The 23,001-nt window shown below is 72.2% G+C and carries 24 protein-coding genes; 8 read left to right on the top strand and 16 right to left on the bottom strand.

From position 1 onward, the window contains the following. Positions 1–28: 28 nt before the first annotated feature. Positions 29–922 (bottom strand): PIG-L deacetylase family protein, encoded by an 894-nt coding sequence (locus ACZ2G1_RS12485; protein WP_237740395.1) that lies wholly within the window; start codon positions 920–922, stop codon positions 29–31. A gap of 342 nt (positions 923–1,264) precedes the next feature. On the opposite strand from ACZ2G1_RS12485, the gene ACZ2G1_RS12480 reads away from it, so the two are divergent. Further along, positions 1,265–1,486, top strand: coding sequence for a hypothetical protein (locus tag ACZ2G1_RS12480; protein ID WP_017831777.1), 222 nt, complete (start codon positions 1,265–1,267; stop codon positions 1,484–1,486). Positions 1,487–1,570: 84 nt separating this feature from the next. On the opposite strand, the gene ACZ2G1_RS12475 is transcribed toward ACZ2G1_RS12480, so the two are convergent. Continuing rightward, the gene (locus ACZ2G1_RS12475; RefSeq protein WP_035924238.1) at positions 1,571–3,070 is read right to left on the bottom strand and encodes an FAD-dependent oxidoreductase; all 1,500 of its coding nucleotides are present in this window, start codon (positions 3,068–3,070) and stop codon (positions 1,571–1,573) included. 152 nt (positions 3,071–3,222) lie between these two features. Here ACZ2G1_RS12475 and ACZ2G1_RS12470 point away from each other — a divergent pair, with 152 nt between their 5' ends. Next, positions 3,223–4,290, top strand: coding sequence for a spore photoproduct lyase family protein (locus ACZ2G1_RS12470; protein ID WP_031282142.1), 1,068 nt, complete (start codon positions 3,223–3,225; stop codon positions 4,288–4,290). A 15-nt stretch (positions 4,291–4,305) separates the two neighbouring features. Here ACZ2G1_RS12470 and ACZ2G1_RS12465 read toward each other — a convergent pair whose 3' ends face one another. The 6 genes from ACZ2G1_RS12465 to ACZ2G1_RS12440 all read right to left on the bottom strand — a co-directional run bounded on the left by ACZ2G1_RS12465 (position 4,306) and on the right by ACZ2G1_RS12440 (position 9,129). Next, positions 4,306–4,656 (bottom strand): cupin domain-containing protein, encoded by a 351-nt coding sequence (locus tag ACZ2G1_RS12465; RefSeq protein ID WP_035924242.1) that lies wholly within the window; start codon positions 4,654–4,656, stop codon positions 4,306–4,308. A gap of 33 nt (positions 4,657–4,689) precedes the next feature. Then, positions 4,690–5,205 (bottom strand): methylated-DNA--[protein]-cysteine S-methyltransferase, encoded by a 516-nt coding sequence (locus tag ACZ2G1_RS12460; RefSeq protein WP_470376890.1) that lies wholly within the window; start codon positions 5,203–5,205, stop codon positions 4,690–4,692. A gap of 9 nt (positions 5,206–5,214) precedes the next feature. Beyond that, entirely contained in the window at positions 5,215–5,943 is a 729-nt protein-coding gene (locus ACZ2G1_RS12455) for a hypothetical protein (RefSeq protein WP_470376889.1), read from the bottom strand. Between the two features lie 31 nt (positions 5,944–5,974). Then, positions 5,975–6,226 carry a DUF3253 domain-containing protein gene (locus ACZ2G1_RS12450; RefSeq protein WP_017831771.1) on the bottom strand — a complete coding sequence of 84 codons (252 nt, stop codon included), beginning with the start codon at positions 6,224–6,226 and terminating at the stop codon, positions 5,975–5,977. 61 nt (positions 6,227–6,287) lie between these two features. Continuing rightward, positions 6,288–7,922 (bottom strand): HNH endonuclease signature motif containing protein, encoded by a 1,635-nt coding sequence (locus tag ACZ2G1_RS12445; protein WP_470376888.1) that lies wholly within the window; start codon positions 7,920–7,922, stop codon positions 6,288–6,290. A gap of 106 nt (positions 7,923–8,028) precedes the next feature. Next, positions 8,029–9,129, bottom strand: a complete 1,101-nt coding sequence (locus ACZ2G1_RS12440) for an alkene reductase (protein WP_470376887.1) — start codon at positions 9,127–9,129, stop codon at positions 8,029–8,031. Between the two features lie 170 nt (positions 9,130–9,299). Here ACZ2G1_RS12440 and ACZ2G1_RS12435 point away from each other — a divergent pair, with 170 nt between their 5' ends. Then, positions 9,300–9,662: a rhodanese-like domain-containing protein gene (locus ACZ2G1_RS12435; RefSeq protein WP_470376886.1), complete on the top strand. Its 363-nt coding sequence runs from the start codon at positions 9,300–9,302 to the stop codon at positions 9,660–9,662. 25 nt (positions 9,663–9,687) lie between these two features. On the opposite strand, the gene ACZ2G1_RS12430 is transcribed toward ACZ2G1_RS12435, so the two are convergent. After that, positions 9,688–10,608, bottom strand: coding sequence for a helix-turn-helix domain-containing protein (locus ACZ2G1_RS12430; protein WP_470376885.1), 921 nt, complete (start codon positions 10,606–10,608; stop codon positions 9,688–9,690). A gap of 73 nt (positions 10,609–10,681) precedes the next feature. Between ACZ2G1_RS12430 and ACZ2G1_RS12425 the strand changes: the two genes are divergently transcribed. Further along, positions 10,682–11,206 carry a VOC family protein gene (locus tag ACZ2G1_RS12425; RefSeq protein WP_470376884.1) on the top strand — a complete coding sequence of 175 codons (525 nt, stop codon included), beginning with the start codon at positions 10,682–10,684 and terminating at the stop codon, positions 11,204–11,206. A gap of 12 nt (positions 11,207–11,218) precedes the next feature. Here ACZ2G1_RS12425 and ACZ2G1_RS12420 read toward each other — a convergent pair whose 3' ends face one another. From ACZ2G1_RS12420 to ACZ2G1_RS12390, 7 genes are all read right to left on the bottom strand, one after another. Then, complete coding sequence (locus ACZ2G1_RS12420) at positions 11,219–11,659, bottom strand: VOC family protein (protein WP_470376883.1); 441 nt, start codon at positions 11,657–11,659, stop codon at positions 11,219–11,221. 364 nt (positions 11,660–12,023) lie between these two features. Beyond that, entirely contained in the window at positions 12,024–13,748 is a 1,725-nt protein-coding gene (locus ACZ2G1_RS12415) for an aryl-sulfate sulfotransferase (RefSeq protein ID WP_470376882.1), read from the bottom strand. Positions 13,749–13,950: 202 nt separating this feature from the next. Further along, positions 13,951–14,283, bottom strand: coding sequence for a protealysin inhibitor emfourin (locus ACZ2G1_RS12410; protein ID WP_126346755.1), 333 nt, complete (start codon positions 14,281–14,283; stop codon positions 13,951–13,953). Between the two features lie 76 nt (positions 14,284–14,359). Further along, the gene (locus ACZ2G1_RS12405) at positions 14,360–15,736 is read right to left on the bottom strand and encodes a M4 family metallopeptidase (protein ID WP_115163262.1); all 1,377 of its coding nucleotides are present in this window, start codon (positions 15,734–15,736) and stop codon (positions 14,360–14,362) included. Between the two features lie 20 nt (positions 15,737–15,756). Next, entirely contained in the window at positions 15,757–16,176 is a 420-nt protein-coding gene (locus ACZ2G1_RS12400; RefSeq protein WP_017831762.1) for a hypothetical protein, read from the bottom strand. Positions 16,177–16,305: 129 nt separating this feature from the next. Beyond that, entirely contained in the window at positions 16,306–17,133 is an 828-nt protein-coding gene (locus ACZ2G1_RS12395) for a PKD domain-containing protein (RefSeq protein ID WP_470376881.1), read from the bottom strand. Between the two features lie 251 nt (positions 17,134–17,384). Further along, positions 17,385–18,044, bottom strand: a complete 660-nt coding sequence (locus ACZ2G1_RS12390) for a DUF6318 family protein (protein ID WP_470376880.1) — start codon at positions 18,042–18,044, stop codon at positions 17,385–17,387. A 224-nt stretch (positions 18,045–18,268) separates the two neighbouring features. Between ACZ2G1_RS12390 and ACZ2G1_RS12385 the strand changes: the two genes are divergently transcribed. The 4 genes from ACZ2G1_RS12385 to nadC are packed head-to-tail and all read left to right on the top strand — an operon-like array spanning position 18,269 to position 22,999. After that, a complete protein-coding gene (locus ACZ2G1_RS12385) occupies positions 18,269–18,973 on the top strand; it encodes an NUDIX hydrolase (RefSeq protein ID WP_368811810.1) in 705 nt (234 codons plus the stop codon). Next, positions 18,970–20,265, top strand: a complete 1,296-nt coding sequence (nadA, locus tag ACZ2G1_RS12380; protein ID WP_470376879.1) for a quinolinate synthase NadA — start codon at positions 18,970–18,972, stop codon at positions 20,263–20,265. Before ACZ2G1_RS12385 ends, nadA begins: the two co-directional genes overlap by 4 nt. Beyond that, on the top strand, positions 20,262–22,064 hold the full coding sequence (gene nadB, locus ACZ2G1_RS12375; RefSeq protein ID WP_470376878.1) for an L-aspartate oxidase: 1,803 nt from the start codon (positions 20,262–20,264) through the stop codon (positions 22,062–22,064). The genes nadA and nadB overlap by 4 nt, the downstream gene beginning before the upstream one ends. After that, positions 22,058–22,999: a carboxylating nicotinate-nucleotide diphosphorylase gene (gene nadC, locus ACZ2G1_RS12370; RefSeq protein ID WP_109243552.1), complete on the top strand. Its 942-nt coding sequence runs from the start codon at positions 22,058–22,060 to the stop codon at positions 22,997–22,999. The genes nadB and nadC overlap by 7 nt, the downstream gene beginning before the upstream one ends. Positions 23,000–23,001 lie beyond the last annotated feature (2 nt).

The raw sequence follows: 23,001 nt of genomic DNA, 5'->3' as shown, positions 1-23,001 counted from the left end.
GGCGCCCGGCCGCCCGGCGCCCCGGGGGCTAGAGGTCGCCGATCGCGGAGCCGAGCAGGCGGACCGGCTCGAAGGCCTCCGCGTTGGTGTTCTTCGCCTGCGCCCCGCGGAAGGCGGCCATCCCGCGCACCCGCCCGGGGGTCATGTAGGGCTTGCCGGCCTGGTCCCGGTGGGAGAGCACGGCCTCGACCTTGACGTCGACGTAGCCGTCGATGTCCACGAACACGGACGGGTCGAAGTCGCGGGTCACCGACGGGGACTCGAAGCACAGGATCGAGTGGTGGGCCCGGGCGGCGCGCAGAGTGGCCTGGTGCACCGCGTAGTGGTCCTGGTGCTGGTCGTGGGCCGAGTGGGTGAAGATCACGTCCGGCTCGAACTCCCGGATCGCGGCCTCGATGGCCCGGACCATGTCGTTGGTGACCGTCTCGAGCTTCGTGTCCGGGAACTCGTGCACCCGCAGACCCGTCAGCCCCAGGAACGAGGCGCCGCGCTGGGCCTCGGCCGGTCGCAGCCCGGCGTTGCCTCCGACCTCGCCGGAGCTCATCACCAGGCCGCGGACCTCGTGGCCGGTGTCGACCAGCTTGGCCAGGGTTGCCCCGCAGGCGAGCTCGAGGTCGTCCGGGTGCGCCCCCACGGCCAGCACCTTCCGGCGCTCGACCACGGTGGTGGCGGGGATCCGCCGCTCGGCGATGACGAAGCCGAAGACCCCGGTGGCGACCAGGGTGGCCACCGCGATCGCGTCGCAGACCAGGGTCACGGGCATGATCGTGGCGCACCACAGGTTGAGCACCAGCAGCACCGCGTACACGGCGACGATGGCCTGGCGCAGCGACCTGGCCCCGGCGATGAACCGCTTGTGCCGCGTGTAGGCGGCGTTCGACAGGACGTAGACGAGGACGACGGTGCTCAGCAGAGCACCCACGACGGATGGCAACATGTTTCCCCCCAGGAATGATCGGCCCGGCCCGGAAGCTCCTTCGCTCCGGGTCGATGACGCCACCGGCCCCCCGACCGGTTCGACGTCCACCCCGCCGCGGTGGTCACCACCGGGTCGGGTATGGATCAGTTTGCATGAGGAAACAGTTTTTTGCATCCGTTAATGGCCGTTCGGACGACCCCACATCCGCCCACATCGGCCGGCGACGCACCTGGCGAACTTTATAGTCAGCCTGCTTTCGTATTGCTCCGTTTCGTGTGAGACTGGGCGGACACCGCTCGAGGAGTTCACCGTTCACGGTGACCACCACAGGAAAGAGGTACGTCCATGATCAGCACGATCCAGAACCTTGGTGTCCGCAGCGAGCACGCCTACGCGGCGGGCTTCGCCTCCATCGGCCTGTCCGTCCTCTCCTGGGCGGCCAGCCTCGGCAAGAGCAAGTCCAAGCCCCAGGCCGACCGCTGGGGCCTGTTCGTGGGCGAGTGGACGCCGACCTTCTTCGCGATCGGCGTCGCGCTGAAGCTCGAGGAGACCTCCTCCAAGAAGTAGGTCCCCGGGACAGCGCGTCCCCGGACGCCGCGGCGGCCCCCACCCTTCTGCGGGTGGGGGCCGCCGCCGTGTCCGGGACCGGGCTCAGCGCCTGGCCCGAGGCAGGTCCTTCACGGCAGGGCCCTCGAGCAGGGAGCCGTCGGCGGCGAAGCGGGAGCCGTGCAGGGGGCAGTCCCACGAGCGCTCGGCGTCGTTCCAGCGCAGCACGCCGCCGAGGTGCGTGCAGACGCCGGAGACCTTGCAGGTGGTGCCGTCGACGGTGGACACGCCCACGGGGCGGCCGTGCTCGCGTCCGACGACACCCTGCCCCTCCGCGGGCGTCCCGGCCGGCAGCTCCTTGAGCTCGGCCCTGAGCCAGTCCTTGGGCGCGTTGAGGCCCACCCCCGCGTTGACGCGCAGGGCGGTGAGGATGTCCGACGGCGAGGTCATGCGCCGGCCCAGCGTCTCGGCCCACGGCACGCTGCCGCCGAGGATCTCGGCGTTCAGCGCGATCGCGGCGGCGACGGCGTTGCTCATCCCCCACTTGTTGTAGCCGGTGGCGAGATAGATGTTGCCGCCGCCGCGGGGCAGGGTGCCGATGAAGGGGATGAGGTTGACCGACTCGTAGTCCTGGGCCGCCCACACGTGCGTGCGCTCGGCCCCCGGGAACCAGCGCTGCGTCCAGGACTCGAGGTCGTCCACGGCCGCCTGCGGGGAGGCGGACCGTCCCACCACGTGGTCGTTGCCGCCCACCAGGAGCAGCTCCTCCCCGCCGACCGGCACGGTGCGCAGCGTGCGGGTGGGGCTGTCCGCGGTGATGTACATGCCCTCCGGGACGGACCCCGGCGCCCCGGGGACCCGGTAGGTCAGGGCGTAGGAGCGGTTCGGGGAGAGCTTCGCGAAGTACCCGCCGCGGTCCAGGACCGGGGTGCCCGTGGCGAGCACGAGCCGGTCGGCCCGCACCGGGCCGTGCGAGGTCTGCACCGAGAGGGGTGAGCGGACACCGGCCCCGGTGATCCGGACCCCCTCCACGAGCGTGCCGCCGTGCTCCTTCAGCTCGGCGACGAGGGCGCCGAGCACCTCCATCGGGTGGAACTGGACCTGGTCCGGCATCGTGATGGCCCCGGAGACCTTGTAGGGGAGGCCGGTGTCCCGGGTCCAGTTCATGTGCAGCCCGGCGATGCGGGCGGCCTCGAGCTCCTTGCGCAGCGCGGAGGCGCCCTTCGAGGTCGTGGCGTAGGTGTAGGCGTCGCGGCGCTGGAACGGGACCCCGCGCTCCTCGAGGAACCGGACCAGCCAGTCCATCCCCTCGCGGTTCCCGTCCGCGTAGGCACGCAGCACCTCGTCCGACTGGTGCCGGTGGATCTGGGAAAGCGTGGTGCCCTGCAGCAGGGACAGCTTCGCCGTGGTGTTGCCCGTGGTGACGGCCCCGACGGAACGCGCCTCGAGCACGGCGACCCGCTGGCCCGCACGCGCCAGCAGCACCGCGGTGGTCAGCCCGGTCAGCCCGGCACCTGCGACCACCGTGTCGTAGTGCGCGCCGGGGACGAACCGGTCCGTCGCGGTGGACGGCACCTCGTACGTGTCGAGCCATACGGATCTCATGGAGGAACTCCCTCGTGGTCGCTGCTGCCGGAGTGGTCGTTGCGGTCGCACTTTGGTGCCATCCTGTCGGCCATCAGGTGTGAAGTCCACTGTCCATTCCCGGGGAGGACTCCGCGAGCCCGCTGTCGGTGGCGGTTCCTAGACTCGTCCGCATGCCCCCGGAACCGTCCATGGTCGACATCACCCGCATCTACTACGAACCGGCCGCCGCCGAGCTGCCCCGGGGGCGGCAGGTCCTCGAACGGTGGCCGGACGCCACCCTGGTGGAGGTCCCGAGCCACTGGCAGATCCCGGAGCTGCACGGGGACGAGACCAACGCGCGGCGGTGGGTGCGGATCAAGCGCGAGGCCCTGGTGCTGGGGGTCAAGAAGTCGCTGGCGGCGCGGCCCAACGGCCGGTCGGCGGACTTCATCGCGCCGTCCACGGCCAACGGGTGCGCCATGGCGTGCGCCTACTGCTACGTCCCGCGCCGGAAGGGCTACAGCAACCCGGTGACGGTCTTCGCCAACATCGAGCAGATCACCGGCTACCTGGACCGGCACATCGGCCGGCAGGGCACCAAGCCGGAGCCCAACCAGTGCGACCCCGACGCGTGGGTCTACGACCTCGGGGAGAACAGCGACTGCTCGGTGGACGCCCTGCTCAGCGACAACGTGCAGGACCTCGTGGACCTGTTCCGCCGCCACCCCACGGCCAAGGCGTCCTTCGCCACGAAGTACGTCAACCGGGAGCTGCTGGACTGGGACCCGCAGGGACGGACCCGGGTGCGGTTCTCGCTGATGCCGGCGCACCTGGCCAAGCTCACGGACATCCGGACCACGCCGGTGCCGGAGCGGATCGCCGCCATCGACGACTTCGTGGCGGCCGGCTACGAGGTGCACGTGAACTTCTCGCCGGTGATCGTCACGGACACGTGGCTGGAGGACTGGGCCGAGCTCTTCGAGCAGCTCGACGACGGTCTCAGCGCGGCGGCCAAGGACCAGCTGGCCTCGGAGGTCATCTTCCTGACCCACAACGCCCAGCTCCACGAGGTCAACACGCAGTGGCACCCCAAGGCCGAGGAGGTGCTGTGGCGCCCGGATCTCCAGGAGACCAAGCGCTCCCAGAACGGGGCCCTCAACGTGCGGTACCGGTTCCGGGACAAGCAGCGGTACCTGGAGCAGTTCCTGGACCTGCTCCACGAGAAGCTGCCGTACTGCGACGTCCGCTACGCGTTCTGAGCCGGAGCCCGCGGGTCACGCCACCCGGGGGTCGTAGCCGTCCGACGGCCGGGAGACGGTGGTCAGCAGGAACACCGAGTCCTCCAGCGCCTCCACCGAGTGGCGGGAGTCGGTGAGGGACAGCAGCTCCCCTGCCGTGAGCTCCTCGGCGAGCTGGCCGCGCTTGAGCACCCGGACCCGGCCGCGCAGTAGCTGGAGGGTGGCGGCGGGCGGGGAGACGTGCTCGGCGAGCTCCTTGCCGGCGCACAGCGCCATCATCGTCTGCCGCAGCACGCCGTCGTGGACCACGAGCTCCGCGCTGCGCCCGGCGCCGGAGGCACGCGCCCTGGTGAGATTAGCGGTGGCGAGGTCGTCGAGGCGGGTCATGGGTCCTCCTGGTGGCGCGTCAGCGGTGCGGGTTCAGAGCAGCGCGCCCTCGAGGCGCAGCAGGTACTCCTTGCGTTCCATGCCGCCGGCGTAGCCGGTCAGCCGCCCGTTGGCGCCGATGATCCGGTGGCACGGGACCAGCAGGCTGACGGGGTTGCGGCCGTTGGCCGCCCCGACCGCCTGAGCGGCCCGGGGTGCCCCGACGGCGCGGGCCACCTGCCCGTAGGTGCCGGTCGTGCCGTACGGGATCTGCGCGAGGGCGTTCCACACGCGCACCTGGAACGGCGTCCCGTGGAGGACGACGTCGGCGTCGAACTCCTGCAGCCGTCCCGCGAAGTACTCGCCGAGCTGCTCGCGGATGTGCGGGAGGAGGCTGTCGTCGCGCGCCCCGAAGGAGGTGGGGACCGGTCCCTGGCGTGCACCCTCGACGGAGAGAGCCACGAGCGCCCCCGCCTCCTCCACGAGAGCCAGCGGGCCGATGGGCGACTCCACCACGGCGTGACGCCGGACGGTCGCGGTGGTGGGCGCCGGGCTCAGTCTCAGTGCCATGGGCCGATTCTACGCCCGGCCCAGCGGCCTCCGCGGGGCGCGGGCCAGGGTGTAGGACGGTTCCCGCAGCCGGTAGGTCCACCCGTAGTTCTCGGCGCCCGTGGGGACGTTGAGCAGGGGGTCGAACCGTTCGTCGTCCCCGAACGGCGCGCCGGGACCGAGCTCGACCGTCCCGAAGCGCTGCCACGGCCCGAGCGGTGTGGCCCAGTACAGTCCGAGGACCCAGGGCTCGGCGGCGACCGACGCCCGGAAGAGGTCGGGGCGAGCCGGCAGGCGCTCTGTGCGCGGCTCGGGGTGGGCGGCGACCAGCACCGGGCCGCCGAGAGCCCGGTAGGACATGAAGGAGGCGAATGCGCTGTCCGGCACGTGCCGGTGGAAGGTCGGGACGAAGCGGGAGAACCGCCCCTCGCCGGCGGTCGCGAGGAGGATGTCGGCCCGGCCGTCGCTGCGGCCCTCCATCTGCCCGGAGGGCGGGACGGGGCAGCGCAGGGCGAGGCCCAGGATGTCCGGCCACCCCTGTGGGAAGCCGATCGAGCGGGAGAAACGGGCCCGCACGGGATCCTCCCCGGCTTCGTCGATCCAGTGGATGCCACTGGTACCGCCGCCCGTACGGATCAGGACGCCCTCGAGCCCGACGCCCTCCGAGTGGATGGGCCGCTGGGGCCGGAACTGCTTGAGCAGGACGAACGGCGCCCGGGCGGCGGACCCGAGGAGGGCGCTGATGGGTGGGAACGTCATGACCCCCACGCTACCCGGGCGCGCGCCCTGCTCAGCGGAGTCGGACGCGGATCGGCCCGCGGGCTGTCCGGCCGTCGACCACGCGGCCCTGCTGGGTGATGTCCACGAGCCCGGCGTCGGCCATCCGGTACGCCTCCTGACGCACGTCCTCCATCAGGTCCCGCCAGCCCTCGGCGGCCAGAGCGCGGGCGGCCTCGGAAGGACACACGGTCTTCCCGGACCCGCGGCGGCGGACCAGGTCGAGCAGCACCGAGCGCACCTCGCTGGGCGACGGGGTGGTCACGGGCAGCTCCTCCGTCTCACCGAGTTCTAGGGTCCAGGGGCCGGGCCCCGCCTCCAGGATGTCAGAACGGCGGCGGGTCGTCGGCCGGACCAGGCCGAGGAGCGGCGCGCGGGGCACAGGGCGGAGCGGGGACCGCGAGGAAGTACGGTGCGCGCTCCGGGACCGGATGGTGGTGCTCCTGCGGATAGGTCCGGTGGACCTGCCCTGCAGGCGAGGTCCACTCCAGCACCCCGTGGTCGTGCAGTTCAGGGGCCGGGCGCTCGGGGGCCACGTGCTCCACCCGCCACCGGCCCAGCGGACCGTCCCGGTGCTTGAGCAGGTGGTGGTGCCGGCACAGGTGTGCGAGGTTGTCCGCCGAGGTCCGGCCGCCGTCCGCCCAGGCGACGGTGTGGTCGAGGTCGCACCGCGACGCCCGGCGTCGACAGCCCGGGAAGCGGCACGTGCCGTCCCTGGCTCGCAGCCGGTGCTTGAGATCGGCGGGCACGGCATAGGTGCTGCGGTCCCGGTCCAGGACGGTCCCCGTGACGGGATGGGTGAGGATCCGTGACCAGGAGGGCGCGCGTGCCGCGATCCGCTCCGCGAGACCGACCGGGATGGGCCCGTAGCCCTCCAGCTCCGCACAGCGGGGAGTGCGCGGCAGGCCCTCGATGGAACCGGGGGGCAGCGTCCCGGCGTTCTCGAGGAGCGCGAGAGCGGGCACGGTGACCGTGATGTGCCCGCGGATGCCGCGAAGACGGTCGGGCAGGTCGGCGGGCTCGCCGTCGAGCAGGAGGTCCACCAGCACGTCGGCGCGCAGCTGGGGCACCGTGCGGCGCTCCGGAGCCCCGACGGTGGGATCCGACGGTCCGCTGTCCGGGGCGCCCGCGGCGGACGACGGGGGCAATGCCGTGGCCAGGACCTGCGCGGGGAGGACCTCGGGCGGGACCGCGGTGACCGCCCGGTCGACCAGCGTGTCGAGGCGGTCCTGGATGGCGTGCGCGGTGGCCGCGTCCAGGAGGGCGCACAGCTGCGCCATGCCGTCCTCCCGGGGTTCGACCCACACGCGCCGGTCCCGCAGCGCCAGCCGGTGGCGTTGCTCCTCGGTCTCCCGCAGCAGACCTGCGCGGCGTCGGCGGGCGAGGGCGCGCAGCTGGGCTACGGTGCTGCCAGGGGCCCGGAGGAGCAGCTCGTCGACGATCCGCTGGACGGCCTGGACCGGCGCCCGCTGCTCCGGCGGGAGACCGGCGGCGTCCCACACCAGCTCGCGCCACAGCTCGACGAGCACTCCTGCCTGCCGGAAGCCCACCTGGCCCTGCTCGAGCGCCTCGAGGACCTCGGGCAGGGACTCCGCGAGCAGCACGGCGTCCTCGACACGGCGCAGCGCGGCGCCCACGGGGAGCCGGAGGGCCGGACCGATCTCATCGGCCACGTCCCGCACCGTCTGCTCAGCGGGCTCGAGGGAGTGCGGGCCCAGCCGGTCCGCCTCGGGGCGCATCCAGAGCGCCTCCACCATCCAGCGCTGCTCCCGGGCCTCCTCCTGCAGCTGCCAGAGCCGGTGGAGCAGCCGGTACTGGCGCCCCGCGGCCCGGGCCTCCGCGCGGGACTCCTCGACCAGGGCCCGCACGCCGGCGGAGAACTCCTCGCCGATCTCGGCCAGGTCCGTCTCCTCCCGGAGGACGTCCTCCAGGCTTCGCGGCGGAACGGCGGTCGCGGCCATGGTTCATGGTCCCAGCCGGATCCGACACACTAAGCCGTGACCCGGAGCACCTTTCGAGGGTCCCCGCGTCCCGCCCGGCAGGGCCGGGCGGGACGCGGGGAGTGGCTCAGGCCTGCGCGAACGGGTAGTCCGTGTAGCCCTCGGCGCTCTGCGTGTAGAAGGTCCGCGGGTCCGGCACGTTCTCCGGCAGACCCTCCGCCCAGCGCCGCGCCAGGTCCGGGTTCGCGATCGCCGGGCGCCCGACGACGACGCCGTCCGCCACGCCCTCCTCGATCAGCTGCACGCTCTCCTCGCGGGTGGTCGGGACGTCGCTGAAGCCGCTGTTGGCCAGGAAGGCGCCGCCGAAGCGGGTGCGCAGCCCCTGGACGAACTCCCCCGCCGGCTCCTTGTGCAGCACGGAGAGGTAGGCGAGGCCGAGGTCCCCGATGCCGTCGACGAGAGCGGCGTACGTGGCCCGGACGTCCTCGTGGTCCGTCTCCCAGGCGTCCTGGATGTTGTGCTCGGGCGAGATCCGCAGACCGACCTTCTCCGCACCGACGGCCTCGGCCACGGCCCGGACCAGCTCGACCACGAAGCGGGCGCGGTTCTCGGGGGAGCCGCCGTACTCGTCGGAGCGCTGGTTGGCGCCCGGCGCGAGGAACTCGTGCAGCAGGTAGCCGTTCGCGCCGTGGATCTCCACACCGTCCAGGCCCGCCTCGATCGCGTTGCGAGAGGCCCGGACGAAGGACTCCACCACGCCCGGCAGTTCCTCGGCGGTCAGCGCGTGCGGCACGGGGTAGTCGGCCTTGCCCTGGTAGGTGTGCGTCTTCCCCTCGATCGCGAGAGCACTCGGGGCCACCGGCTGCGAGCCGCCGTTGATGTCCGGGTGCGTGACGCGCCCGGCGTGCATGACCTGCATGAACAGGCGGCCGTCGGCGGCGTGCACGCTCTCGGCCACCCGGCGCCAGCCCTCGACCTGCTCGGGCGTCTCGATGCCGGGCTGGTAGGCGAAGCCCTGCCCCACCACGTCGGGGTACGTGCCCTCGGTGACGATGAGGCCCATCGAGGCGCGCTGAGTGTAGTGCTCCACGTTGAGCTCGCCGGGGACGCCGTCCCGACCGGAGCGCATCCGGGTGAGCGGCGCCATGACCAGGCGGTTCGGCAGCTCGAGGGAGCCGAGGGTGACGGGGGTGGACAGGGTGGAGTGCGGCACGGGGAGGCCTTTCATCAGGGAACTGGTTCTTTCCGTGTCAACGGGAGATCCCCCGGAGTTATTTGCGCTCCGGCTGTCTCGTTCCTCACAGCTGGTGGGAGCTATACCCCCTGGGGTATAGTGGGCCTACGTGTCCCGCCCGGTGCGGCACGAACCTCTCGACCACCGCGAAGGAGAACTGAGCCATGGGCTTTCTCGGCCGACTCTTCGGCAGCACCTACGAGACCGTGGACGTGGCACGCGCCCGGGAGCTCCTGGACGGCGGGGCCGTGCTCGTCGACGTCCGCACCGCCCAGGAGTACCGCGCGGGTCACGCCCCGGCCGCCCGGCACATCCCCCTGGACGCCCTCGGCACCCGGCAGCGCGAGCTGTCCAAGGACCGGCCGGTCGTGACGGTCTGCCGATCCGGCGCCCGCTCGGCGAACGCCGCCCGCCGGCTGGCCGCGGCCGGCTACGAGGTGGCCAGCCTCCGCGGCGGCATGACGGCCTGGCAGCGCGCCGGCGAGCGCGTGGTGGCGAAGAACGGCCACCCCGGCACGGTCGCCTGACCCACGCCCCGGGTCCCCGGACTCCTCATCCGCCCTCCCGGCCGGACCGGGCGCGGCCGTAGCCGCGCGGAGTGGCGCCCAGCACCGACCGGAACTCCCGGGTGAGGTGGGACTGGTCCGCGAAGCCCAGCTCCACGGCGAGCGCCCCGAGGTCCGCGGCCGGGTCCGCGCGCATCCGCTCGGCCGCCTCCTGGAGCCGACGACGACGGAGCAGCAGCTGGGGCGGCATCCCCACGAAACGGGCCGCGAGCCGCTGCAGCGAGCGCTCGGACACGTGCAGCTGCCGAGCCAGGCCGGCCGGGCTCCGCGCGACGGTCCCCGCCTCGAGGAGGTCGACCATGCGATTGGCCAGGGCACCGTCCCGCGCCGCGGACGGGGGCACCTCCGCCGCCAGCGCCCGGACGTGGTCCGCGAGCAGGGACGCCGCCCGCAGATGCCGTCCGGCCGGCTCGGCACCCGCCACAGCCCCCGCGGCGGCAGAGCGCAGCCCGGGCGCGCTGACGGGCTCCGCTCCGCCGGACGGATCCGCCGGACGTGCCCACCGCCCGGCCGCATCGGGCCCCGTCATGGCCTCCGCGACGGCGGAGCGCAGCCCGGGCGCACTGACGGGCGCGGACCCGTCGAGCAGGTCCGCCGGGTGCTCCGTGAACAGCAGGACCCCCGCCGGGCGCAGCAGCGCGCCGACCGCCCAGCCCCGGCCCGTGAGCACCCGGGTGGACGCACGGCTCGTGGGCCCGTGCAGCGCCACCCCGTCCGGTTCGACCACCACGTTGCTCGCCGGATAGCCCAGCACCAGCTGCTCGGCCCGCTCCCCCGCCGGCAGGTCCCACTCGGGGATCCACAGCTGCCGGACGAGGTGGGCGACGTCGTCGGGCGCGGGCAGGCGCACGACCGTGGCGTGCGGTCCCGGGGTGAGGTGGCCCCGCGTGGTGGGCGGCTCGCTCATGGCACGAGCGTAATCACCCGAGGGTGGCGGGAATCTTCAAGACCGGCCGGCACCGGCTGCCTAGGCTCGGAGCATGAGCACAGAGCAGAACCTCCGTGGGGTCACCGGAGCACATACCACCGACGGGACGCCCCGGGGGTTCACGTCCCTGACCCCGTTCATCGCGGTGGTCGACGCGGCCGCGGCGCTCGACTTCTACACCCGCACCTTCGGGGCCGCCCTCGTCGACCGCACCGACATGCCCGGGCCGGACGGGACTCCCGTCGTCGTGCACGCGACCATCGATCTCGGCGACGGACGGCTCCAGCTGGGCGAGGTGAACCCCGACTTCCACCTCGTGGTCCCGCCCGCGGGCGACGACGACTGCTATTCGCTGGGCCTCTACGTCCCGGACGTCGACGACGTGGTGGCGCGTGCCGTCGCCGCCGGCGCCACCGTGCGCGAACCCGTCAGCACGTTCGTCTCGGGCGACCGCTACGGCAGCATCCGCGACCCGTTCGGCGTCCGCTGGTCGGTCATGACCCGGGTCGAGGACCTCTCCGAGGAGCAGAGCAGCGCACGGGTCGCCGAGTGGGCGGAGTCCATGGGGCAGGCGTGAGGAGCCCGCGGCTCAGGCGTCCCGGGGGCCGTCGGCCGGGGCGAGGAGCTCCAGGGCGATGTCGTCCGGGTCGCGGAACTCCAGGATCTGGCCCACGCCGATGTCCTTGATCCCCCCGTGGGCGATCCCCAGGTCGTCCAGGACGACGACGGCGTCCCGGAGGTCGGCCAGCGACGCCACGGTGAAGCACAGGTGGTCCAGGCCCACCCGGTCCTCGTCGTGCCGGTCCCCGTCCGGCGCCACCGGCCGGAGGCCCAGGAGTCCACCGCCGAACCGGTAGATCACGCCTCCGAAGAGGAAGGACAACTGGTCCTTCGTCTCCTGGTCGGCGTCCGCCGGGGGAGCCTCGAAGGCGACCGGGAAGCCGAATACGGCGTCGTAGAAGGCGCGGGAGCGCTCGATGTCGGTGACCGTGAGCCGGACGTGGGCGTAGTCGGTGGCGCTGATGGGCACGGTGTTCTCCGGTGTCGTCGGGGTGGCGCTTCGAGCGGGACGTCCTGCACTGCGCACCGGGAGGCAGGGCCTGCTTCCGGTGCCAGGTCTCGCACTCTACGGAACCCCGACCCTGCGGGCGAGGGTCCGGGCCCCGCGCGCGAACTCCTCGGACGCGCACGGGGTCCGGCCTCCGGGACGGGTCCCGGTCGCGGCTCTCCAACCCTCGACCGGGACCGTCAGCTTCTCCCTGTGTCCCGGGGATTCCCCCTCGCACCACTCAGCCAACCACCTCCTGCTGAACCCGAGCTGAAGCAGGTTTCCTGGGCGGTGGCCCCGGTGGCCCGGTGGTGCCGCCCGTGTCCGCCGGCGCGAGTGCGCCGGCTCAGGGCGCGGCGAACCAGAAGTCGTCGAACCCGTACTTCAGCACCCGGTAGGCGAAGTCGTCCTCGGTCGGCCCCTCGAGGGCGTAGTCGAAGCGGGCGATGACCTGGCGCTGGGCGTCGTGCTCGGCGAACGTCAGGGCCTGGCCGCTGTTGACCACGAGCGGACCGCCGAGGTCCTGCACGTTGCTGACGATCGCGGAGTAGGGCACGGCGACGGTCTCGACCTCGGTGTAGGTCCCCGCGTTCTCGTCGACGAGGTACTTCCGGTACTCCGAGCGGAGTGAGGGGTCCGCCGTGGCCACCGGGGAGGTCCCCGCGGGCACGGGACCGGTGTAGTCCGGACGGCTGCCCATGCTCCAGAACGAGTTGTCGAACATCGTGAGGTAGTACTGGCCGTCCGCCAGCGCCGCGTCGTCGTGGCGCACCACCGAGTGCTGTCCGCCGGTGTCGGGGAAGTCCCCCGCCTTCTCGAGGAGCAGGTCCTCGGCCTCGGTGCCGGCCCAGACCTCCCGCTGACCGATGATGTAGTCGACCGCGGGGTTCCCGTGGACGTCGTCGACCTTCAGGATCGCGGAGTTCTCGCGCGCGCTGACGATCACGGAGTCGCCGTCCGGGGACCAGTCGACCGAGTTCAGGTGCAGCCAGTCGTCCACCTCGCCCGGACCGTAGAACCCCGGGCCGTAGGGCTGGGTGCGGGACTTGTAATCGGCGAGGAGCTCCGTGAAGTCGACCGTCTTCTCGTAGGTCCCGGTCTCGAGGTCCAGGGACACCAGGACGTCCTCCACACTGCCCTTGGCGGTCTCCGTCGCCAGGATCACGAGCTTGCCGTCGTCGGTGACGTCGAAGTCGTGGTGCATCTCGAAGCCCGCCAGGACGTGGGTGGCCACGACCCGGCCGAGGCCGTCGATCCGGGCGACCTCGTTCCTGCCGACGGTGGTCACCATGGTGTCGCCGTAGAACTCCAGCCGGTCCGTGCGGTAGCCGTCGAGGTCGAACTCGGCGCGCAGCACCCCCGCGTTGTCGTAGAGCAGGGTGTAGTCGAGGTGGCGCTTCAGGCCCATGACGGCGAACAGGCCCTCGGTGAGCTCCTCGGCGTTGCCCTCCACGGTGCGGTCGAGGGTCGTGCGGTCGCCCGAGGCGCTCGGTGGAGCGGTCATGGTGAACGAGAACTCCGTGGGTCCGCCGTCGTCGGGCTGCCAGGTGGTGGTCACGGTGTTCTCGGCGCCCGGGACCACCCCGATGAGCTGCCCCTCGAACGACGCGGCGCTCGGGTCGTGGTCCTTGGCGACGCGCGTGAAGTCCTCGGTGCCGGGAGAGCTGACGGTGTACGTCAGGGTGCCGCTGCCCTCGGTCTCGAACTGGGCGTGCACGCCGGTGGTGTTGGTGCCGAAGGGGTTGAGGACGAGCAGCGGGGCACCGGGAGAGGAGCCCAGGGACTTCAGGTCGTCCAGCGCGGCGTCGACCACCTCCTGCACGTCCGGGGCGAAGCTGTCGCGCTCCTCGGGAACTCCGTTGCGGGTGACCGAGACGGTGTAGACGTTCGTGTCCGCCTCCGGGTAGGTCTCGGCCGTGGCCGCCACCTGCTCGGCGGCAGGCACCACGGGAGGAGCACCGGGCTGCTGCAGCACCCGCGGAGGCCCGACCGCGAGGGCCGGGCCCCCCGACACGACCAGAGCGGCCGCCGTGAGCAGGGTGACGGAACGAGCGCGCGATCGGTGGGACATCTGGGGCTCCTGGCGGTGGGCGCGGCGGTGACGTCCGGCCGAGTGTAGCCACGCAAGAGCCCTCTGATAAGGGCCGATGTCTTTGCGGGGGCTAACGCCGCACCCCAGGAGCATCTTCAGTGACGGGAATGACCCCGGATGACCTCCGGGCGGTCCGGCGATCCGTGCCGTGCCGCCCTGCGGGTGCCGCTCCGGGTCCGCCTCACTGACCCCCGCCGGGCTCGCACCGGTCGGCGCAGTCGCGCAGCCGCGCCACGAGCTCCTGCGCCGCCGGGTCCTGGTCGAACTCGCTCACCACGAGGCGCCGGACGCCGGAGCTCTCCTGGACCTCGATCACGTAGGACTGCTGGTCGGCCGCTCCCTGACGGGTCGTCGGGGCGGTCGATCCCAGCCGGTGCGCCAGGACGGTCTCGAAGAGGTCGAGGAGCGCGTCCTGCTGCGCCCGGGGCAGGGACTCGGTCTCGAAGCTCCGCTCCACGGCCAGGCCGGGGAAGTACGCGAGGCCTCCCTCGAGGCGGTAGCTGACTCTCGCCATGGACGGCACCGTCCCTCCGTCGGACGCGGGTGGCCAAGACCGGGCCCGCGCGGGGACCGGCGGGGCCGGTGAGGAATCAGTTCCCGACTATACCCGCGGCGCCCTTCCGGGTCAGGCGCCAGCACCCGTCCGCTCCGTCGAACGTGGTCATGGCGCCCGTGGCGACGTCGCCCACCAGGGTGCCGGCGTACCGGGCCGCACCGGCGTCGAAGGACAGGAGCAGGGTGCCGTCCTGCTGGTGCCACTGGCCGGACAGCTCTCCGGTGAACGAGCCGTTGTCGTGGAAGGTCAGATGCACCCGCGCGGAGGAGTCCGTGCAGCCCCAGCTGTACTGGAGCACCCACTCGTCCGCGAGGGCGCCCACGGACCGGGCCGCCTCGGGCGCGACCCCCACCTGCTGCCAGGCGTCCGCCACCACGGCCTGCTCCGCGGGTCCGAACAGGGCGGCGGCGTGCTCGATCGTGAGGCCCGCGAAGTCCTTGAACTGCGCGACCCACCGCAGGCGCCGCAGCTCGGGATCACGCATCGCGGCGTACCAGATCCGGCCGGCCCTGTCCCAGCTGTGGCCGCCCAGTCCGGTCGCCGCGATGCAGAACGCCCGGTTCGGGATGCCGGAGTTGATGTGCACCCCGCCGTTGTCGTCCAGGGTGTGCACGAAGCGGGACATGTGGTCCGGCTGCGGGTCCTTGCCGAGCACGTCGTCGTCGAACGCGGTGCCGGGTGCCTTCATCGAGCGGAGGCCCACCCCGTTGACGGCGCTCGTGAACAGGCCTGCACCGATGATCCAGTCGGCGTCCGCCGCCGTCTGGCGGGGAACGGCCACGTACTGCTTGACCATGGCCCCGATGACGTCGGAGAAGTGCTCGTTGAGCGCCCCGGACTGGTACATGTACAGCAGGTCGGACTCGTGCGTGGTGATGCCGTGCGCGAGCTCGTGCCCGATGACGTCCACGGCGGCGGTGAAGCGGTTGAAGTACTGGCCGTCGCCGTCCCCGAAGATCATCTGCCGGCCGTCCCACGCCGCGTTGTTGTACTTCTCCTGGTAGTGCACCGTGCCGAGCAGGGGCATGCCGGCGTCGTCGAGGGAGTTGCGCCCGAAGACCTCCTGCAGGAGGTCGAACGTGGAGCCCAGCCCGTCGTACGCCTCGTCCACGGCGGGGTCCCCGCTGGCGGGGGCTCCCTCCGAGCGCACGAGCGTCCCCGGGAGCTCCGCGGTGTTGCCGGCCGAGTGGATCTTCCGCTCCCTGTGGGCGGTCGCCTGCGCCGCGACGGACCGCGCAGTGAGGTCCGCGATCAGCCGTTCCGCCCGGACCGTGGTGTCCACGGCCAGTGCGGCCAGGGCGTTCCTGCGGGTCTGCTCGTCCCCGTGCACCGCCATCTGCTCGTGCACGTACGGCGGGATGACCCCGCAGAACGCTCCGTGCCGGTGCCCGTGTCCGTGGTCCGTGGTCATCGCTTCCCCACCTCTCCGCATCAGATCCGGTTGCCCGCGGCGTCCAGCTCACCGGGCGCCGTCCCCGGGCCGTCCGGCGCACCGGGCGCCGTCCCCGCGGAGTCCAGCCTCCGCCCGGCGACGTCCGCCGGCTGCCCGGCGCTGCTGTCCGCGGATCCCGGCCCGCCGGCGGATCCCTGCCTGGCCAGGTACCAGCAGCCGCCCGGCGAGCCGTCGAAGGAGGACATCGCTCCTGCTCCCGCGGTGCCGGTGACCGTGCCGCCGTACTGCGCGGGACCGTCGGCGAAGCGGAGCAGCAGGGTGCCGTCCTGCTGCCGCCAGGCGCCGGAGAACCCCCCGCCCGAGAAGGTGCCGTCCGGGTCGAACACGAGGCCCACCCTGCCGTAGTCGTCGGTGCAGCCCCAGCTGAAGTGGAGCACCCACGGACCGGAGATCGTCACTGTTCCGCCCCTTTCCTCGCCCGGCGCACGAGCACCGGCGGGACCGCTGACCGGGTGCTCCGGGAGCCGGAGAACCATGTGCAGCGATCATCCCACCAGGATCCGACGGCGTACCGGCCGGCGCGGAAATCAGCAGCCGGTGCCCTGCGGGTTCTCGAGGCAGTCGTCCGCGTAGTTGCGCACCGTGGAGCGCCAGACGCTGATCGGCACGGGCGCGCTCGCGACGTCGTTGAGCCCCGCCACGGGCAGCCATGGTCCACCCGCCACGGAGTACTCGCCGGAGAACCAGGTGGTGAGCGAGACGGCGTAGTCACCCGTCTCCGTGTAGACGTGACTGGTGTCGGTCTCCACGTCCCACGCCCCCTCCGCGAGCGGGGCGCCGCTGAGCTCGGTCGGCCCGAGCACGGTCCCGTCGCCGTAGTCCCATGCGTAGTGGACCGGCACGGCGCGCACCTCGACCGGGAAACCACCCAGCTCGGTGCTGAACTGCTGGGGCCGGGCCTCCGCCCAGACGTTGGTGTGCATGCCCCGCAGCGTGTCGGGCGCGGGCTGGACGGCACTGGCCGCGGGCGCGACGGCGAGCGTCCTGAAGTCCTGCAGGGTGAAGGTCGGCAGCTCCACGACCTCCTCGCCGCCCTCCGCCTCGGCGACCGCCACGCACATCGGCTCGCCCCACGGCGTGCTGGGCCCCTCCCCCTGCCGGACGACGACGTTCATGTAGACGCCCTCCCCACCGTCGGCCGTGGTGCAGTCCCGCTCGGCCAGGCAGTCCTCGAGGATGTCGCCGGTCCGGTTGGTGCACGGGTTCTGCAGACCGAACGTCTGCTGCTTCGACTGCGCGATCGTGTCCGGGTTGAACGGCCGGTCGACGCCCTGGTCGCTCAGGTACTGGCGGAGGGCCTTCTGAAAAGCGGGGTCCTCGTCCGGGTCGTAGTCAACCGGGGCGGTTGCTTTCAACTCTGGTTGCGTATCTAAAGACCCAGGCACAGAAATGGCCACACCCTCACGCTCAGCTCTCAAGCGTATTTCATTTCCTTTCGCATATGCCGATGAGCCATCTCGACCACTCATCCTCCTCTCCATTTCGAGCCCTCCACCCAGCTTTGATGGGTCAAAGTCATCGACTTGGGAATCTGCCAACACTGGACTTGAGACGGTTAGAACTAGCGAATGCACCACTATCGAAATCGTAAATATCGGCCAAAGTTTCACTTTGACTCCGAACCGGGCAACGGCGCAGCAGTAATATAAGTCCAGGCTCCTTCTGCATAGTCCATATAGATCAAGAAAACGTCTTCCGAGTCATTTTTTGAAGGCTCTTCATGGACGATTTCTCCGGAGTCAACTATTTTAATCCCGTCATATACTGACGCAACTACCGGCTTATAAATTCCATCTGATGCTCGCACGAATCCATCTTCGCGCATTTTGATGGTTTCGCGCCCATCAACCGCCCAAGCGTTGGACTCGTAAAGTTTTTCGATTTCATCCAATTCGTCTAAGCAGACTTCGCAATTATCATTGATGATGTCGCGTGCATAGGATGTATCTCCCGTTTGATAGGCGTACCACTTCGCGTCGGACCAGTAGTCGAGGAAGGCCTGCGCCCCGTCCCGGGACTCCTCCTTCGCCAGGTCCGGCATGACGGGCTTCGGCACGTTCTGCGCGGGCCCGTCGAGCGAGGCCGGCACGTAGTCGGCGGGAGTGGCGTCCGGACCAGGCTCCGATGAGCTCGCCGCAGCCGATGAGGCAGTGCTGGAAGAGGACGCCGCGGCGCCGTCGTCGTCGTCGGGACCGCATCCCGTGAGGAGCAGTGCCGCCAGGGCGACGCCCCCGACCACCGTGCCGACTGGGCTGGACCGCACCATGAAGTTCCCCGCTTCGCTCTGCCACGGCCGGACGGGCCGGCTGGATGGGTCAGATGGTAAGCGCCCCCCACTGTGCGGGAGCAACCCCTGTGGACACGCTGAAACCCGCGTTTTCATGGGGCCTGGTCAGCGGCACCATGGTCACGACTTCGTTAATGTCACTCCGACTCGAACAGTGTTATAGTCGCTGCAACCAGAAGCCACTGGACGTAAGGGAGGTGACGATGACCGCGCAGAACGTGGAACTGGCGGTGTCGACCGTCATCTTCGCCGCCCGCGACACCGGCCCCGACGGCGGCAAGGAACTCTGGCTGCCCCTCGTCCGCCGCATCCGCGACCCCTTCCGGGGGATGTGGGCCCTGCCCGGCGGGCCGCTCCAGCCGCACGAGGACCTCGAGGCCTCCGCCGCCCGGTCCCTGCAGCTCACCACCGGTCTGCAGCCCGGCTACCTCGAGCAGCTCTACGCCTTCGGCGGCCTGACCCGCTCGGCGAACGCCGAGGAGCGCGTCGTCTCGATCGTCTACTGGGCCTCGATCCGCACCGACCAGACCTCCGACCTCCACGCCGACCTCAACGTCACGTGGATGCGCACCACCGAGCTGCCGCCGCTGGCGTTCGACCACAGCGACATCGTGGACTACGCCCTCTACCGGCTGCGCAACAAGATCACCTACAGCCGCGTGGCCCACTCCTTCCTCGGCGAGACCTTCACCCTCGCCGCCCTGCGTGAGGTGCACGAGGCGATCCTCGGCACCCCCCTGGACCCGGCCAACTTCCGGCGCCAGGTGCTCGCGTCCGGCGCCGTCCTCGACACCGGCACCCGCCTGGAGGGCACGCGTCATCGCCCGCCCCGGCTCTACCGCTACAACCACGACCTCGACCTCGCCGACCGCACCCCGGCCGGCCGCAGCACCCAGGAGCAGACATGACCTCCGTCGCCACCCGCATCGACCTGCTGACCGGGAAGCCGGCCGGCCTGCCGGGAACCGCCCCGGCCCCGAGCACCTGCAGCACCGACCTCTCCGCGAACCCCTGGGACTTCGCACCCGCCGTCTCCGCCGGCTACGGCCCCGGGGCCTCCGAGGACGACGTGGTGCCCGCCGGCGCCCCCGCCCAGCCCGTGATCCCCGAGGAGTACCAGCACGCCTCCGCCGAGGAGCTCGACCGGCGGATCACCGCCGCCAAGCAGACCCTCGGCGAGCGCGTGGTGGTGCTCGGGCACTTCTACCAGCGGGACGAGATCGTCAAGCACGCCGACTTCCTCGGCGACTCGTTCCAGCTGGCCCGCGCCGCCAGGAGCAGGCCGGAGGCCGAGGCGATCGTGTTCTGCGGCGTGCACTTCATGGCCGAGACCGCCGACATCCTCTCCGGCGAGCACCAGTCCGTGATCCTGCCCAACCTCGCCGCCGGCTGCTCCATGGCGGACATGGCCGACGAGGACTCCGTCGAGGAGGCCTGGGAGCAGCTCATGGACGTCCTCGGGGAGACCGACGACGACGGCCGGCAGACCGTGGTCCCCGTGACGTACATGAACTCCTCCGCGGCGCTCAAGGCGTTCTGCGGCCGGCACGGCGGCATCGTGTGCACCTCCTCCAACGCCGCGACCGTCCTGGAGTGGGCCTTCGAGCGCGGTCGGCGGGTGCTGTTCTTCCCGGACCAGCACCTGGGCCGCAACACCGCCAAGGCCATGGGGATCCCGCTCGAGCGGATGCCGATGTGGAACCCCCACAAGGACCTCGGCGGGAACACCGCGCAGGACCTGCAGGATGCCGAGGTGATCCTCTGGCACGGCTTCTGCTCCGTGCACCGCCGCTTCACCGTGGCCCAGATCGACAAGGCCCGCGCCGAGCACCCCGGCGTGCGGGTGATCGTGCACCCCGAGTGCCCCATGCCCGTGGTCGACGCCGCCGACGAGAACGGCTCCACCGACCACATCCGCAAGGCAATCGACGCCGCCGGGCCCGGCAGCACCTTCGCGATCGGCACCGAGATCAACATGGTCAACCGGCTCGCCGACCAGCACCCCGAGCACACGATCTTCTGCCTGGACCCGGTGATCTGCCCGTGCTCCACGATGTACCGGATCCACCCCGGCTACCTCGCGTGGGTGCTCGAGGAGCTCGTGGCCGGGCGCGTGATCAACCGGATCTCCGTGGACGCCGCGACCGCCCGGGACGCCGAGGTGGCGCTCGAGCGGATGCTGGCGGCGCTGCCGCGGTGAGCACGCACCCGGCACCGCGCGTGCTCGTGGTGGGCAGCGGCATCGCCGGCCTCACCGCGGCCCTGCGCGCCGCGGGCCACGGTCTCGACGTGACGCTGCTGGGCAAGGACGCCCTGGACGAGACCGGCACGGCCCGCGCGCAGGGCGGGATCGCGGCCATGACGGCCGCGCTCCCGGCCGGCCAGCCCCGCGACTCCGAGGAGCTGCACGTCCAGGACACCCTCGCCGCGGGGGCGGGGACGTGCGACGACGACGCCGTGCGCGTCCTCGTGCGCGACTCGGCGGCCGCGATCGACGAGCTCGTGGCGCGCGGTGTGGCCCTCGACCGCGCGGCCGGACCGGACTCCCCCTGGCTCGAGGGTCTCGAGGGCGCCCACTCCGTGCCCCGGATCCTGCACGCCGGCGGCGACGCGACCGGCCGCGAGATCCAGCGCGCCCTCCTCGCCGCCGCGCTGGCGGCCGAGACCGCCGGGCGCCTGACGGTCCTGCGGCACACCATGCTGGTCGACCTCGTGCTCGCCCCCGGCGGCCGCGCGGCCGGGGCCCTCGTCCTGGCGGGTCCCGGGGACCGGCTGCACGAGCTGCCTGCGGACGCCGTGGTGCTCGCGACCGGCGGCGCCGGACAGCTCTACCCCCACACCACCAATCCGGCCGTGGCCACCGGTGACGGCATCGCCGCGGCCCTGCGGGCGGGCGCCGCCGTGGCGGACCTGGAGTTCGTGCAGTTCCACCCGACCGCCCTCGCCGCTCCGGGCTGCTTCTTGGTCTCCGAGGCCGTCCGCGGGGAGGGCGCGGTGCTGCGGGACAGCACGGGCCGGCGCTACCTCGAAGACGTGCACCCGCGCGCGGAGCTCGCCCCCCGCGACGTGGTGGCCCGCGAGAACGTCCGCCGGTCCCTGGCCCAGGGCGGCCGGCCGGTCCTGCTCGACTGCACCGCGCTGAGGCCGTCCGGCCCGCACGGGGGCGGCACGACCGCCGAGTTCCTCGCCCGGCGCTTCCCCACGATCGACGCCGCCCTGCGGGCCCACGGCCTCGACTGGTCCCGCGAGCCGGTCCCGGTCACCCCGGCGGCCCACTACCTGATGGGCGGCGTGGCCACCGACGGCCTCGGCCGCACCACCGTCCCGGGGCTCTACGCCGTGGGCGAGTGCGCGGCCACGGGCGTGCACGGCGCCAACCGGCTGGCCTCCAACTCGCTGCTGGAGGGCGCCGTCTTCGGGGCCCGCGTGGCCGACGCACTGCAGGCGGACTCGCTGCGCACGGACGCGCCGGGAACCGGCCGAGCGGCCGACGACGCCCCGGCGCGCCTCGTCCTGCCCGACCGCGCCGAGATCCTGCCGGCGGCCGGTCGTTCCAGGATCGCGGCCGCCCGGTCCCGGAGCACTGCCCCGGTCGACGAAGAGGCTGTGCCGGTCGACAGGGACGCCGTGCCGTTCGACCGCGGGCAGTTCCAGGACGCCATGTGGGCGGGCGCCGGTGTCCTGCGCGACCGTTCGCGGCTCGAGACGCTGGCCCGGCGGCTGGCCGGCTTCCGCCCGTCCGCCGGTCTCTCCCGCCGTGCAGTGGAGGACCAGAACCTGCTGACCGTGGGACGCGCCGTGACCGCCGCTGCCCTGCACCGCACCGAGTCCCGGGGCGCCCACTTCCGGGAGGACTTCCCGGCGCTCGATCCTGCCCACGCGCGGCGCACGTTCTGGCGGCTGGAGCCGGCCCCGGATGGGGTCGTCGAACCGGCGCCGACCAGGGCACATACTTCCATCGACATGTTCGACCTACCGGAGAGGATCCCCGCATGCTGACCCGAGCCGCCATCACCGAGGTCGTGGAGCGGGGGCTCGCCGAGGACGCGCCCTGGGGCGACATCACCTCCGAGCACCTCATCCCCGCCGGCACCACCGCCCGGGCCGAGCTCGTGGCGCGCGAGGCCGGCGTCTTCTCCGGCGGGCAGGTCTTCGCCGCGACGTTCGCCGCCGCGGACCCCGCGGTGGCCGTCGAGCTGGTCTCCGCCGAGGGCGACCGCTTCGAGGCCGGGGACACCCTGGCCGTGGTGACCGGTCCCGCCCGGGCCGTGCTGACCGGCGAGCGCGTGGCCCTGAACCTGACCCAGCGGATGTGCGGGATCGCCACCCTGACCGCCCGCTACGTCGCCGCCGTCGAGGAGACGGTCGCCCGCGTGGAGCAGGCCGCGAACCTCCCGTCCGGCACGATCACCCGCACCCGAGTGGCCGACACCCGCAAGACCACCCCCGGGCTGCGGGCGCTCGAGAAGCACGCCGTGCTCAGCGGGGGCGGGCACAACCACCGGCACTCCCTCTCGGACGCCGTGATGGCCAAGGACAACCACCTGGCCCTGCTCACGGCCGACGGCACCGACCTGACCGGCGCCCTGCGGCAGCTGCGCCGTCGTCTCCCCCACACGGTGCACCTCGAGGTGGAGGTGGACCGGCTCGACCAGATCGAGGCGGTCCTGGCCGGCGGCGCGGACACGATCCTGCTCGACAACTTCTCGCTGGACGACCTCGTGAGCGGCGTGGCGATCATCGACGGCCGGGCGACCGTCGAGGCCTCCGGCGGCGTGAGCCTGGAGACCGTCGGGGACATCGCGGCCACCGGGGTGGACGTCATCTCGGTGGGCGCACTCACCCACTCCGCCCGCAACCTGGACCTGGGCCTCGACATCGGGCTCGGCAACGGGAGCGGCAGCGGCCACGGCACCGGCACCGGGACGGGATGACG

The organism is Kocuria sp. KKT182 (assembly GCF_055635395.1).
The sequence above is the reverse complement of the archived record's forward strand: the minus strand, read 5'-3'. Positions and strand labels throughout refer to the sequence as shown.